Annotated in this window: 13 protein-coding genes; 5 read left to right on the top strand and 8 right to left on the bottom strand. The window is 68.3% G+C overall.

Going from position 1 to position 13,264, the window contains the following annotated elements; translation table 11 throughout:
• Positions 1–5 precede the first annotated feature (5 nt).
• Positions 6–1,451, top strand: coding sequence for a metalloprotease TldD (tldD, locus tag N4G47_RS13730; protein ID WP_107231114.1), 1,446 nt, complete (start codon positions 6–8; stop codon positions 1,449–1,451).
• Positions 1,452–1,492: 41 nt separating this feature from the next.
• On the opposite strand, the gene yjgA is transcribed toward tldD, so the two are convergent.
• Positions 1,493–2,080 carry a ribosome biogenesis factor YjgA gene (gene yjgA, locus N4G47_RS13725; RefSeq protein ID WP_475287802.1) on the bottom strand — a complete coding sequence of 196 codons (588 nt, stop codon included), beginning with the start codon at positions 2,078–2,080 and terminating at the stop codon, positions 1,493–1,495.
• Positions 2,081–2,147: 67 nt separating this feature from the next.
• Between yjgA and pmbA the strand changes: the two genes are divergently transcribed.
• Both pmbA and N4G47_RS13715 read left to right on the top strand, forming a co-directional pair.
• The gene (gene pmbA, locus N4G47_RS13720; protein ID WP_249843293.1) at positions 2,148–3,515 is read left to right on the top strand and encodes a metalloprotease PmbA; all 1,368 of its coding nucleotides are present in this window, start codon (positions 2,148–2,150) and stop codon (positions 3,513–3,515) included.
• Between the two features lie 87 nt (positions 3,516–3,602).
• A complete protein-coding gene (locus tag N4G47_RS13715; protein WP_040007321.1) occupies positions 3,603–3,974 on the top strand; it encodes a DUF4870 domain-containing protein in 372 nt (123 codons plus the stop codon).
• 100 nt (positions 3,975–4,074) lie between these two features.
• On the opposite strand, the gene N4G47_RS13710 is transcribed toward N4G47_RS13715, so the two are convergent.
• From N4G47_RS13710 to N4G47_RS13690, 5 genes are all read right to left on the bottom strand, one after another.
• Positions 4,075–4,953 (bottom strand): polyprenyl synthetase family protein, encoded by an 879-nt coding sequence (locus N4G47_RS13710; protein ID WP_475287799.1) that lies wholly within the window; start codon positions 4,951–4,953, stop codon positions 4,075–4,077.
• Positions 4,943–5,203: an exodeoxyribonuclease VII small subunit gene (locus N4G47_RS13705; RefSeq protein ID WP_006381978.1), complete on the bottom strand. Its 261-nt coding sequence runs from the start codon at positions 5,201–5,203 to the stop codon at positions 4,943–4,945. Before N4G47_RS13705 ends, N4G47_RS13710 begins: the two co-directional genes overlap by 11 nt.
• Before the next feature lie 36 nt (positions 5,204–5,239).
• Positions 5,240–6,526: a tRNA lysidine(34) synthetase TilS gene (gene tilS / locus N4G47_RS13700; protein WP_475287796.1), complete on the bottom strand. Its 1,287-nt coding sequence runs from the start codon at positions 6,524–6,526 to the stop codon at positions 5,240–5,242.
• A 615-nt stretch (positions 6,527–7,141) separates the two neighbouring features.
• On the bottom strand, positions 7,142–7,687 hold the full coding sequence (locus N4G47_RS13695; protein WP_475287794.1) for a WG repeat-containing protein: 546 nt from the start codon (positions 7,685–7,687) through the stop codon (positions 7,142–7,144).
• Entirely contained in the window at positions 7,684–9,390 is a 1,707-nt protein-coding gene (locus tag N4G47_RS13690; RefSeq protein ID WP_475287792.1) for an alkaline phosphatase, read from the bottom strand. The genes N4G47_RS13695 and N4G47_RS13690 overlap by 4 nt, the downstream gene beginning before the upstream one ends.
• A gap of 154 nt (positions 9,391–9,544) precedes the next feature.
• On the opposite strand from N4G47_RS13690, the gene N4G47_RS13685 reads away from it, so the two are divergent.
• Complete coding sequence (locus N4G47_RS13685; protein ID WP_475287791.1) at positions 9,545–10,879, top strand: dicarboxylate/amino acid:cation symporter; 1,335 nt, start codon at positions 9,545–9,547, stop codon at positions 10,877–10,879.
• A 268-nt stretch (positions 10,880–11,147) separates the two neighbouring features.
• Here N4G47_RS13685 and N4G47_RS13680 read toward each other — a convergent pair whose 3' ends face one another.
• Both N4G47_RS13680 and N4G47_RS13675 read right to left on the bottom strand, forming a co-directional pair.
• Positions 11,148–11,924 carry a C40 family peptidase gene (locus N4G47_RS13680; RefSeq protein WP_423172578.1) on the bottom strand — a complete coding sequence of 259 codons (777 nt, stop codon included), beginning with the start codon at positions 11,922–11,924 and terminating at the stop codon, positions 11,148–11,150.
• Positions 11,925–12,055: 131 nt separating this feature from the next.
• Complete coding sequence (locus tag N4G47_RS13675; RefSeq protein ID WP_107231263.1) at positions 12,056–12,595, bottom strand: C40 family peptidase; 540 nt, start codon at positions 12,593–12,595, stop codon at positions 12,056–12,058.
• A 111-nt stretch (positions 12,596–12,706) separates the two neighbouring features.
• Here N4G47_RS13675 and N4G47_RS13670 point away from each other — a divergent pair, with 111 nt between their 5' ends.
• Positions 12,707–13,189, top strand: coding sequence for an FKBP-type peptidyl-prolyl cis-trans isomerase (locus N4G47_RS13670; protein ID WP_107231105.1), 483 nt, complete (start codon positions 12,707–12,709; stop codon positions 13,187–13,189).
• Positions 13,190–13,264 lie beyond the last annotated feature (75 nt).

Below are 13,264 nucleotides of genomic sequence, written 5' to 3'. Positions count from 1 at the left end.
AGACCATGACTGATATCGCCCTGACGCTTGCCCAAGACCGCCTGTTGCGCCCCGGTGGCCTGGATACCGCTGGCCTGGAGCGCGCCTTCGGCCAGTTGCTCGGCCCGGGTGTCGACTTCGGCGACCTCTATTTCCAGCATGCCCGGCGCGAGAGCTGGAGCGTGGAAGACGGCATCGTCAAGGACGGCGCCCATTCCATCGAGCAGGGCGTGGGCGTACGCGCCATCGCCGGTGAAAAGACCGGTTTCGCCTATTCCGATGACATCCACGCCGACGCGCTGCTGACGGCGGCGCAGTCGGCACGTGCGATCTCGCGCGAAGGCGGGGCCCAGTCGGGTCGCTCGCTGCTGCGCGGCACCGCGCGCGCGCTGTACCCGGCGCTGGACCCGATCGACGGCATCGGCAACGAGGCCAAGGTCGAGGTGCTCAAGCGCCTGGACGGTTACCTGCGTGCCGCCGACCCGCGGGTGAAGCAGGTGATGGTCAGCCTGTCCGGCGGCGTCGACACCGTGCTGATCGCCCGCAGCGATGGCGTGCTGGGTGCCGATGTGCGCCCGCTGGTGCGTCTGAACGTGCAGGTGATCGTCGAACACAACGGGCGCCGCGAGTCCGGCTACTCCGGTGGTGGTGGCCGCTTCGGCTACGACGAACTGTTCGCCGGCGGCCGCCCCGAAGCGCTGGCCCGCGAGGCGCTGCGCCAGGCGCTGGTGAATCTGGACGCCGTACCGGCCCCGGCCGGGGTGATGCCGGTGGTGCTGGGCCCGGGCTGGCCGGGCGTGCTGCTGCACGAAGCCGTCGGCCATGGCCTGGAAGGCGATTTCAACCGCAAGGGCACCAGCGTCTATGCCGGGCGCATCGGCGAACGCGTGGCGGCGCCGGGGGTGACCATCGTCGACGACGGCACCCTCGACGGGCGTCGCGGCTCGTTGAACATCGACGATGAAGGTCATCCGACCCAGTGCACCACGTTGATCGAGGACGGCATCCTGGTCGGCTACATGCAGGACAGCCTCAATGCGCGGTTGATGGGCATGGCGCCCACCGGCAATGCACGTCGTGAATCCTTCGCGCACCTGACCATGCCACGCATGACCAACACCTACATGCGCGCCGGCCAGCACGATCCGCAGGAGATGATCCGTTCGGTGAAGAAGGGCCTGTACGCCGTGAACTTCGGTGGCGGCCAGGTCGACATCACCAGCGGCAAGTACGTGTTCTCGGCCACCGAGGCCTACCTGATCGAGGATGGCCGCATCACCGCACCGGTGAAGGGCGCAACGCTGATCGGCAACGGCCCGGAAACCATGCAGAAGGTGCGCATGATCGGCAACGACCTCGCCCTCGATGAGGGCGTGGGCGTCTGTGGCAAGGACGGGCAGAGCGTGCCCGTGGGTGTTGGCCAGCCCTCGCTGTTGATCGAGGGCATCACCGTCGGCGGTACCCAGGCCTGAGCCGGGCCATGGCCGCGGCCCGCGCCCTGGCCGACACGGACTCAGTCCGTGTCGGCGTCGTCGACCGTGTCGTCGGCGTCGTCGCCGCCGGCCGTCTTCAGGCCCAGCGCGGCCGGCAGCATCAGCCCGCGCAGCACCTGGTAGATCTCGCGGTAGGCGCGCGGCGGCTTGTTCTTCGCTTTCTCGGCCTGGGCGTTGCGTACCAGCGTACGCAGCTGCTGGCGGTCGGCCTGCGGGTAGTCGTCCAGCAGCGCGGCCAGCGCCGTGTCACCGTCGGCCAGCAGGCGCTCGCGCCAGTCTTCCACGCGGTGCATCATCGCCACCTCGCGGCGGCCGGTTTCGCTGTTGGCGTCCAGCGCATCGCGGATCGCCTCCAGCGTGGCCTCGTCCTCGCGGCGCATGTGCTTGGCCAGGAACGCCAGCTGCCGCTTGTGGGCGATGTGCGCGGTGATCCGCTTGCACTCGGCGATATGCGGCAGCAGGTCCTCCGGAATCGGCAGGCGCGCCAGCTGGGCCGGGGTCAGCGACACCAGCTTCTCACCCAGGGCCAGTACTTCCAGGGCTTCGCCGCGCTTCTGCTTGCGGCTTTTGTCAAGGAATTCACCGGTTTCTTCGTCGCGTCCGCGCATCGTCCACACCTGCTTTCAAAAAAGTCGCCCGGCGTGATGCCGGGCCCAACCTGCACAGGATAAAGCATTGAACGTGATCGCCCCTGAAGTCGCCGTCGGTGACGACAGCCCGGCCCGCCTGGAACGGCTGGCCGACCTTTCCCAGCAGCTGCTCGACCGCGCCCGCGCGCTGGGCGCCAGCCAGGCCGAAGTCAGCTGCAGCGAGGACCGCGGCCTGGATGTCAACGTCCGCCTGGGTGAGGTGGAGACCGTGCAGTCCACCCGTGACCGCGGTATCGCCGTGACCGTCTATTTCGGCCAGCGCAAGGGCAGTGCCAGCACCGGTGATCTGAACGAGAGCAGCCTGGCGGCCACCGTCGAGCAGGCCTGCGCGATCGCCCGGCATACCGAGGACGACCCCGCCGCCGGCCTGGCCGAGGCCGCATTGATGGCCACCCACTTCCCGGAACTGGACAGTTGGCACCCATGGGCGCTGCAGGCCGATGAGGCGGTGGACCTGGCGCTGGCGTGCGAAAACGCCGGGCGCGAGGCCGACGCACAGATCCGCAACTCCGACGGCGCCTCGGTGTCGAGCATGCAGAGCCTGTCGGTGTACGCCAATTCGCATGGGTTCATCGGCCGCGAGCGCGGTACCCATCATTCGATCGGTTGTGCGCTGATCGCCGGCCAGGGGGATGGCATGCAGCGCGACGGCTGGTACACCAGCGCGCTGGCCCGCGAGGACCTGGAGGACGTGGGCCGGGTCGGGCGCCAGGCCGCCGAGCGCACCGTGGCCCGCCTGCAGCCGCGCTCGCTGGCGACCGGCAGCATGCCGGTGCTGTTTGCCCCGGAAGTGGCGCGCAGCCTGGTGGGACACCTGCTGACGGCCGTGTCCGGCGGCGCGCTGTACCGCCAGGCCAGCTTCCTGCTGGACAGCGTCGGCCAGCGCCTGTTCCCCGAGTGGATGCAGATCGACGAACTGCCGCACCTGCGCCGTGGCCTGCGTTCGGCGGCCTTCGACGGTGATGGCGTGGCCACCCGCGCCTCGGCGCTGGTGCGTGACGGCGTGCTGCAGCGCTACGTGCTGGGCAGCTACTCGGCGCGCAAGCTGGGCCTGCAGACCACCGCCAATGCCGGCGGCGTGCACAACCTGCAGCTGGCCGCCAATGCCGGCTCGCTGCACGAGATCGCCGCCCGGATGGGCAGCGGCCTGCTGGTGACCGAGCTGATGGGGCAGGGCGTGAACGGGGTGACCGGCGACTATTCGCGCGGTGCCGGCGGCTTCCGTGTCGAGAACGGCGAGATCCAGTACCCGGTGGATGGCATCACCATCGCCGGCAATCTGCGCGAGATGTTCAGCAGCATCGAGGCCGTTGGCAGCGACGTCGACCCCCGCTCGCACATCCGGACCGGCTCGATCCTGCTTGGACGAATGACGATCGCCGGTAATGATTGATGGCGTTGATGGCGTAAGCTATCCCCGCCTGACGCAATCAGCCTGGTGCTGGTGGGTCAAGACCACCCAATGAAAAGGAGTTTTGTCGTGAGTGAATTCGATAACGTCCCGCCGCCGCCGGCCACCACCAATGCGCCGGCCGACCAGCGCACCATGGCCCTGGCTGCCCACCTGCTGGGCATCTTCACCTGGTTCATCGGCCCGCTGATCATCTGGCTGATCAACAAGGATGATGCCAGCAAGGCCTTCGTCACCGACCAGGCCAAGGAAGCGCTGAACTTCCAGATCACGATCACCATCGCGATGCTGATCTGCATCGTGCTGACCATCGTGATCATCGGCGGCATCCTGGCGCCGATCGTCGGCATCCTGAACCTGGTGTTCTGCATCATCGCGGCGGTGAAGGCCAACAACGGCGAAGCCTACCGCTATCCGTTCGCGCTGCGCCTGGTCAAGTAAGACCGTCCGCATGTGGAGCTGAAAACGCCCGGCACTGCCGGGCGTTTTTTGTTGGTGCTCGCACCGGGCCACGCGCGGCGAGCGCGCAGCGTGGCTGCGATCAGTGATCGCGTTCCACCGCCAGCGTCGCCAGCGCACGCAGCGCATCGGCCTCTTCGCCGTAGCCGGCCAGGCTGGACTGCATGCGCGCAGCCAGTTCACGCAGCTGCGCCTTGGCGCCGTCCATGCCGAGCAGCGCGGGGAAGGTGCTCTTGTCCTGTGCCTGGTCCTTGCCGGCGGTCTTGCCCAGCTGTTCGGAGCTGGCTTCGACATCGAGGATGTCGTCGCGCACCTGGAACGCCAGGCCGAGCGCGTCGGCGAAATGATCCAGCTGGGCCAACTGCGGCTCGTGGGCCTGGCCGCACAGCGCGCCCATGCGCACCGCCGCGCGGATCAGCGCGCCGGTCTTGAGCGCGTGCATGCGGGTCAGTGCCGCCAGCGACTGCTGCTGGCCGGTGGCATCGATATCCAGGGCCTGCCCGCCGCACATGCCGGACGCACCGGACGCATGCGCCAGGGTCTGCAGGCAAGCCACGCGCAGGGTGGCCGGCAGCGGTGCATCGGCCAGCAGGCCGAAGGCGCGGGTCTGCAGCGCGTCGCCGGCGAGGATCGCCGTGGCTTCGTCAAAGGCGATGTGCGTGGTCGGCTTGCCACGGCGCAGTGCGTCGTCGTCCATCGCCGGCAGATCGTCATGCACCAGCGAATAGGCGTGGATCAGTTCGACCGCCATCGCCGCCGCATCCAGGGTTTCGGCCTGCGCGCCGAACAGCTGGCCACTGGCGTACACCAGCAGTGGGCGCATGCGCTTGCCGCCGCCGAGCACCGAATAGCGCATGGCCTGGTGCAGGCGCTGCGGCGCTTCGGCGGGTGAGGGCAGGGCGGCATCGAGCTGGCTTTCGATCCGGTCGCGCCAGCGCGCGAACAGCAGCTCAGCCGTCATGGCTGGGCGGATCGAAGGGCTCGGCCGTTTCCGGCTGGGCCGGATCGCTGAGCAGGCGCACGCGCAGTTCCGCCTGCTCCAGCGCCTGCTGGCACTGCCGGTACAGGCCGACGCCACGTTCGTAAGCACTGAGCGAAGCTTCCAGGCTCAGCTCGCCGGTTTCCATCTGCTCCACCAGCTGCTCCAGCGATTCAAGCGACTGCTCGAACTGGGCGACCGGGGAGGCGTTTTCGGGGGACTTCTTGGCCATGCGGCAAGTGTGGACGGGCTGCGCGCGGGGGTCAATTCACCAACCGCCGGGACGCCATTGCAGCTGCGCGTCCCGGGCCAGCAGCCATGCCTGCAAGGGCGCGCTGATGACCACATCGGCGGCGGCCAGCAGTTGCCCGTCCGCAAACAACAGCGGCAGCTGCGCGCGTCGCCACGGCGCGAGGTGCTCGCGTTGCAGACAGTCCTTCAGCGCATGGGCTTGCTGGCGGCCGGGGAGCAGGATGCGCTCGCCACCCACCCGCGCACGGACCTGCAGCGGCTGCTCGAAAGCACTGGCACCCCGCAGGCGCAGCTGGCCGCCGTCGGGCAGCGCCAATGGCGCGCGGCCATCCCATGTCACCTGCCAGTCGGCGGGCAGACCCGGCAGCCGCGCAGGCAGCAGATAGGCATGGTCGCGCCATTGCCGGATCGCATGGTCGTGCCAGCGTACCTGTGCCTGACGGTCATTGGCTGCCGGCAGCAGCTCTTCCAGCGCCTGCTGCAGCACCGTGGCCGGCAGCGGCGGGGCGCCGTGACCGAGCACCCAGGCGCGCAGCACGCGCGCGGCACGTCCCGGCGAAACCTGGCGCAGCAGCTGCAGCGACAGCACGCGTGGTGCGACTTCCAGGTGTGCGATCAGTTCGGCGTCTTCTTCGTCCAGCAGTTCGCGGGTCTGCCCGCAGTGCGTCGCGCTGCCGGCCAATGCCGCAGCGGCATGCGGCCATCGCTGGCACAGCAGCGGCAGTACGTGCAGGCGCAGGAAGTTGCGATCGGCGTGGTCATCGCTGTTGCTGGGGTCTTCGATCCAGCGCAGCGCGTGTTGCCGGGCGTAGTCGAGCAGCGCGCTGCGCGGTGCGTGCAGCAACGGGCGCCACAGGCGGTGTGCACCGAGCTGACTGTGCTCGGCCATCGCGGCAAGGCCATCGACGCCGGAACCGCGCAGCGCACGCAGCAGGAAGGTCTCGGCCTGGTCGTCCTGGTGCTGTGCCAGCGCCAGTGTTTCGCCGTCGCGCAGTTCGGCGGCGAACGCGGCGCGCCGTGCCTGGCGCGCCGCGCCTTCCAGGCCGAGGCCAGGGTGCAGATCAACCTGCACGTGGTGCACGGCCAGTTCGACGCCCAGCGCTGCGCACTGCTGCTGGCAATGCCGCACCCAGTCATCGGCGGCCGGTTGCAGGCCGTGGTGCACGTGCACCGCACGCAGCGGCGTGGCAGAGGCCTGGGCGCAGCGCCACAGCCAGTGCAGCAGCACGGTCGAGTCGACACCGCCGCTGTAGCCCACCAGCAGTGGCGCATCCAGCGGAACGAGGGCAGGTAAGGCGGTCACGGTGGCAAGTATAGGGTGGGGTTTACTTGGCAGGGCTGCGCCCTGCACCCGCTACGAGCCAGAGCAACAGCAACGGCAGAAGCTGGTTTCCTGAAGGTTGGCGGGGTGGGTCCGGTTGCGGGAGACGCCGTAAACCCGTCCTTGGGGCTTGGCCGCGGCATCCATGCCGCGGACACTCCCGCAACCGGACCCACCCCGCCTTCGACAGTTTCCTGCGAGCTGTCGGAAATGCCGATGGGGTCAGATCCGTTTTCCTGCGGAAAACGGATCTGACCCCGGATTCAATTCGATCTCTCACAGATCTGATCCACGCAAAGCGTGGATGGTCCAGCCGTCACCGGAAATCTGTCAGGGGCGGGGCGGTGTGGGTGGGCAGGGCCGTTGGCGCCATGGATGGCGCCATCGAGCCCCCATGGGTGAGGGAGCTTTGCTTGCGAAGCACTGCTTCGCAAGCGCCCGAACGCCCAGCCGCTAGCGGCTGGGCCGGACCGCGGAGCGGGGTTTACGGCGTGTCCTGCCCACCCACACCGCCCCGCCCAACTCACAGAAAACCAGAGCCGCTTTGGCTGTTGCTGTTGCTCGTAGCAGGTGCAGGGCGCAGCCCTGCCGAAAACCTTACTTCACCCGACGGCCCGCGCGGTCGATGCGGAACCACTCGCCGCCTTCCATCGGTGTATGGCCATCGCCATCCGGCGTGCCGCGACGGCAGCCGTTGCAGACCTCGGCCACGCCGTTGCGGAACGGCCAGGCGAAATCGAAGGTGCCCGGCACCACCTGGCGGAATGTCAGATCGAAGTAGCCCACGCGATTGCCCACGCGCCCGCGCAGCAGGCCTTCCTCCGGCGTTTCCGGGCCGTTGTCCCAGGTCAGCACCGGCAGGCTGCGGCCGCTGCGGTCGACGTAATGGAAGCCCTGGTCGGCATACACCACGGCCAGGCCGTGATCATCAAAATTCAGGTCCTTCAGCGTGTCCGGCTGGATCTTCGGCCGGTGATCGACCACCTCGCAGTTGGGCAGCGGCCACAGGCCGTGTTCGTCGGTGAGCAGCTTGCACGCCGGTGCCTGTGCCAGCGTGTTGGCACTGGCCACCATCCCGAACAGGGCCAGCGACCGCGCAAAGCGGCCGCCGGCGCGGGCAGGGCGGGCCTGCCGCAGGGTCACTTGTCCTCGGCCTTGCGCTCGAACGCGGTCGGTGCCGGCAGCTGCACCGGCACGCCCTTGTCGTCGCAGGTGCCGGCCTGGCACAGGCGTTCGCGCAGGGCCGGGGTGGCCTGCACGATCATGTGGTAGATCGCGTTCTGTTCCAGCGTGCCACGGATCGCCTTGCTGCCCGGGCCACGCGCCCAGATGCCGACATCCTCGCCGCCGTGCGACTCGGACTTCATCGGCACCAGCGCTTCCTGCATGTAGTCCGGATGCTCGGTGTCGACCTCGCGCAGGTTCGGGCGGCCGTTGGCCGGTTCGAAGCTGCTCGGGTTGTGCGGGTAGCGCTTGGGGCCGGCCGGCTGCTGGTTGCTGGCGCCGGTGTGGCCTGGGCCGTTGGCGTAGGTCAGGGTGGTATAGGGCTGGCCGCTGCCATCCAGGGCGTAGTCGAGCTTGCCGGCGCCGTCTTCGCCGCCCTTGTCCTTTACCTTGCCCAGGATCGGGTTGCCGCGCGCCGGGTAGCCGACGAAGTTCAGCGTGTGCGAATGGTCGGCGGTGACGATGATCAGCGTGTCATCGGCCGAGGTCAGTTCGTTGGCCACGCGCACCGCATCGGACAGCGCCACCGTTTCGGTCAGCGCACGGTAGGCGTTGCCACTGTGGTTGGCGTGGTCGATGCGCGCGCCTTCGATCATCAGCACATAGCCTTCCTTGTGCTGGGCCAGGTTCTTGATCGCTGCGGCGGTCAGTTCGGCCAGGCTCGGCTCGCCGGCCGGATCCTGCGGGCGCTCGTATTCGTAGCGCATGTGGTCCGGCTCGAACAGGCCCAGGATGGCCGGCGCGTTGGCTGCGGCTGCCAGCTGCTTGCTGTTCCACACGTAGGCGCCCTGCGGATGGGCCTGCTGCCATTCCTGCACCAGGCTGCGGCCGTCCAGACGCTGGCCGACCTTGTCGTCGTACTCCGGATCGCGCTCTTCCACCGTGGTGAATTCACCACGGCCGCCGCCGAGGGCGACCAGCGGGCCACGGCCATAGCGCGAGGTCGACAGCAGCTGCTGGGCGATGTCCTTGCAGCCGGCGGCCTTGGCCGCGTCGGTCAGGTCGGTGTCGTTTTCCCAGTTGCGCTCGGGCGAGTGCGCATACGTCGCCGCCGGAGTGGCATGGGTCAGGCGCGCGGTGGAGACCACGCCGGTGGCCAAGCCGGCGCTGTCGGCCAGTTGCAGCCAGGTGAGCAGGCCCTTGGACAGGCTGTCGGCGCAGTCGGTGCGGCTGCCGGCGCTGACGCCGATCGCGCCCATGTGGGTCTTCACGCCGGTGGTGATGGCGGTCATGGTGCCGGCCGAGTCCGGCGTCTGCGAATCGGTGTTGTAGGTCTTGCTGAACGCCGTGGCCGGGAAGCGCTCCCAGGACAGCAGGTTCTCCTCGCCCGAGCCGCCCTTGCGCTGGCCTTCGTAGATGCGCGAGGCGGCCACGGTGGTCAGGCTCATGCCGTCACCGAGGAACAGGATGACGTTTTTGGCCTTGCCGGACATCGCGCCGTTGGCCGCGGCCTGGGCCGCGCCGCTGCGGTACCACCACTGCGGGGTCTCGCCAGCCGGGTGGGCGACGGGAGCGACGGCGACCTTCAGGCCGGCCGGGGCAGAGGCGGGGGTGGTGCTGGCGCAGGCGCCGAGCAGCAGGGTGGTGGCGCAGGCGGCCAACAGGGAGACGGAACGGCGCATGGACGCTGGGATCTCACAAACTGTAACGGGACGTTCATTATGCCCGGCCCTGCAAGGCACGCCGATGACACACTGATTTGCCGGCCGGGCGGTCGTTCCGCGAGCCAGGTTGGGCTATCGTGCCAGCATCCCTTCCTTCCCCTCTGGATTGCCTATGAAGCTGGTCTCTGCCTGGCTGCGGATTCCATTCTGGCAGCGCGTGGTCGGTGGCTTCGTGCTCGGCGCGCTGGCCGGCTGGGCGCTCGGCCCGGCCGCGGAAACGTGGTTTGGCCCGCTCGGTGAGCTGTACGTCACCCTGATCAAGATGATTGCGGTGCCGCTGGTGTTCTTCGCGGTCATCAACGCGATCTCGTCGTTGCACGGCCAGAAGTCGGTCGCCGCGCTCAGTGGCCGCACCTTCCTGTGGTTCGTGATCACCGCCGCGCTGGCGGTGTGCGTGGGCCTGGCCGTGGGTACCGTGATGCAGCCCGGCGCCGGTGGCCTGCAGCTGTCGATGGCCAGCAACTACGTGCCGCGCGAAGTGCCCAGCGTGGTGGAGGTGCTGCTGGACGTGGTGCCGGCCAATGTCTTCTACGCGCTGTCCGGCATCGGCACCAAGGTCAATGCCGCCGGTGAGACCGTGCTGGCGGCTGGCCGCGGCTCGATCCTGCCGGTGATCTTCTTCGCCGGCCTGGTGGGCTTTGCCATCGTCAAGCTGGGCGAGAAGGTGACCGAGGCGCGCAAGCTGGTCGGCCAGATGAGCGACATCATGATCCAGGTGACCCGCTTCGTGCTGGAAGTCACCCCGATCGGTACCTTCGGCCTGATCGCCGGCCTGGTCGGCAGCTACGGCTTCGAGAAGCTGCTGCCGCTGGGGCATTTCGTGCTGGCGCTGTACGTGGCCTGCGCGCTGCACATCGTGGTGGTCTACAGCGCGCTGCTGATGGCGCACGGCCTGAACCCACTGAAGTTCTTCCGTGGCGCCGCGCCGGGCATGCAGGTGGCGTTCGTCAGCTCGTCCAGCTTCGCGGCGATGCCGGTGGCGCTGCGTTCGATCACCCACAACCTGGGGGTGAACAAGGACTACGGCTCGTTCGCGGTGCCGCTGGGTGCCAGCATCAAGATGGACGGCTGCGGTGCGATCTATCCGGCCCTGTGCGCGGTGTTCATCGCGCAGTACAGCGGCGTGCCGCTGACCCCGGAACAGTACGTGGTGGTGCTGATTGCTTCGGTGCTGGGCAGCTTCGGTACCGCCGGCGTACCGGGCACCGCCGTGATCATGGCCACGGTGGTGCTGAGCGCGGCCAACCTGCCGCTGGAGACCATCGGTTACCTGTATGCCATCGACCGCATCCTGGACATGATGCGCACGATGACGAATGTGACGGGCCAGATGCTGGTGCCGGTGATCGTGGCCAAGGAGACCGGGCTGCTCGACCAGGCGGTGTATGACAACCCGTCCAGCAATGTCGGCGTGGATGACCCCGACCCGACGCCGCCGCGCGGCTGAGGCTGCGTGGTGGTGATGGAAGGCCCGCCCTGACCGGCGGGCCTTTTGTTTTGTTCCGGTAGATCCACGCCATGCGTGGACGGCGGCCGTGCCGACCAACGGTCGGCACCCACCGGGGCAGCTGGCGCTGTGCCGACCAACGGTCGGCACCCACCGGGGTAGCTGGCGCGGTGCCGACCAGGGTCGGCACCACCGGGGGCGTAAACAAAAAGCCGCTGCAGGGCAGCGGCTTTTCGTCTCTCAGGCGGCGCGGTGGCGCCAGCGGGTGTCAGAGGTCGACCCGGCGGGCCTGCATGAACTTGTTGCCCCAGTAGCCACTGAGCAGGGTGTCCACGCGGACGTCCTTGCCCGAGCTCGGTGCGTGCAGGAAGCGGCCATCGCCGACATAGATGCCGACGTGGTCGACGCGGCCCTTGCGGCCGAAGAACACCAGGTCGCCCGCGGCCAGCGCGGTGCGGTCGTTGATCAGTTCGGCGTTGTCGTCGTGGGCCATCTCGCGCGACACGCGCGGCAGTTCGATACCCAGCGCCGAACGGAACACGTAGCCGACCAGGCCGCTGCAGTCGAAGCCGCTGTCCGGGTTGCTGCCGCCCCAACGGTACGGGGTGCCCAGCAGGGTCATCGCGCGGCGCAGCAGCGACTGCACCTTGCCATTGTCGGCGGCGGTGCCGACAACGCTGCCATTGGCGGCGCTGCTGGTGTCGTAGTTGGCGAGCAGGCGGCTGAGATCGCCGGCCACCACGGCCGAGCGGTCCATCAGCGGAATGGTGTCGTTGGCGGCCAGGTGCGGCAGCAGGGCAGCCAGTGTCGCGCTGGCGGCGGCATCGACGCGGCTGCGCTGCGGAGCGGCAGCCTCGGCCTTGGCGGCCGGTCGGGCGGTGCTCTCGGCCACCGGGGCCGGGGTCACATCGGAGGAGCGGTTCGGAGCGGTCTGTGACCAGGCCGGAAGGCTGGTCAGGCACAGTGCCAGGCCAAGCAACAGCGGGCGGGCACCACGTGAAGATACGGAAGTCTGGCCTTCGCTTTTCAGGTCGTCAGTCGTCACGCGTCGGTCACAGGAAAAAAACGATGGGGCATCATGCCCTGTAAAAGCGCGGATAAGTTAAAAATTCCGTTAGTAATCCGTTAGTTTCATGGTGATGGGCGTCACAGTTTTGAACATATCGCCTGTTCATTTTAGCGAAGAACGCGTTTCGCCCCCGTGTAGTGGTCCTTCCAGTAAGGCCCACTGAGCGAGTCGAGCCGGACCGTGCCGCCGGTGCTCGGGGCGTGCACGAAACGTCCTTCACCCACGTAGATGCCGACATGGGTGACGTTGCCGCGGCTGCCGAAGAACACCAGATCGCCGGTGGCCAGGCGCTGCGGGTCGATCTTCGGGCCCTGTACCGCGGCCAGGTCACGGGAGGTACGTGGCAGCTTCAGGTCCAGCATCTCGCGGTAGACGTAGGCCACCAGGCCGCTGCAGTCGAAGCCCGAATCGGGGGTGTTGCCGCCGTAACGGTAGGGCGTGCCGACCAGGCTGATGGCGCGCATCAGCACCGAATTGGCCGCCTCGGGGTTGTCCGGCACGGTCTTCGGCCAGTGCGCGGTTGGCGGTGGCGGAGCAGGGCGGGTGGCCTTGCCGCCGCCGCAGGCGGTCAGCAACAGGGGCAGGGCCAGCAGCAGGGCCGGGGCGAGCAGCCGGCGCGGGCCGGACGAAACTGGCGTGATGTGCATGATCTCCGGATAATGCGCCACCTTGGATTGGCCGTCATGATGGCGGCGTCCCCGCCGGGCCACAACCCGCCCCAACCCGCCTGCCTCCGGCAGATCCAGACAGAGTTGCGCATGAAGATCGAAAAAGACCGCGTTGTCCGCTTCCACTACACCGTTTCCGAAGCCGGCCAGGAGCCGATCGAGTCGTCCAAGGACCGCGGCGAGCCGCTGGCGATCCTGATCGGCCACGGCAACATCATTCCGGGCCTGGAAAACGCCATGATGGACAAGGAAGCCGGCGCGACCTTCAGCGTCGACGTCAAGGCCGCCGATGCCTACGGTGAGCGTCGCGAGGGCCTGTCCCAGCGCGTGCCGAAGAAGCACTTCGGCAACACCAAGCTGGCCCCGGGCCAGCAGGTCGTGCTGCAGACCAACTTCGGCCCGCGTGCGGTGACCGTGCAGAAGGTCGGCATGAGCGTGGTCGACGTGGACCTGAACCATCCGATGGCCGGCAAGGACCTGCACTTCGACGTGGAAATCGTCGACGTGCGTGAAGCCGGCAAGGAAGAGATCGATCACGGCCACGTCCACGGCGACGGCGGTCACCAGCACTGATCGCTGCGCGATCGTGATGGCAGCAACGGCCCGCTTCGGCGGGCCGTTGCGTTTCTGGAACACGGCGCGGCCATC

It is taken from the genome of Stenotrophomonas sp. GSD10 (genome assembly GCF_056172695.1).
This window is presented reverse-complemented; position numbering and strand designations above follow the sequence as displayed.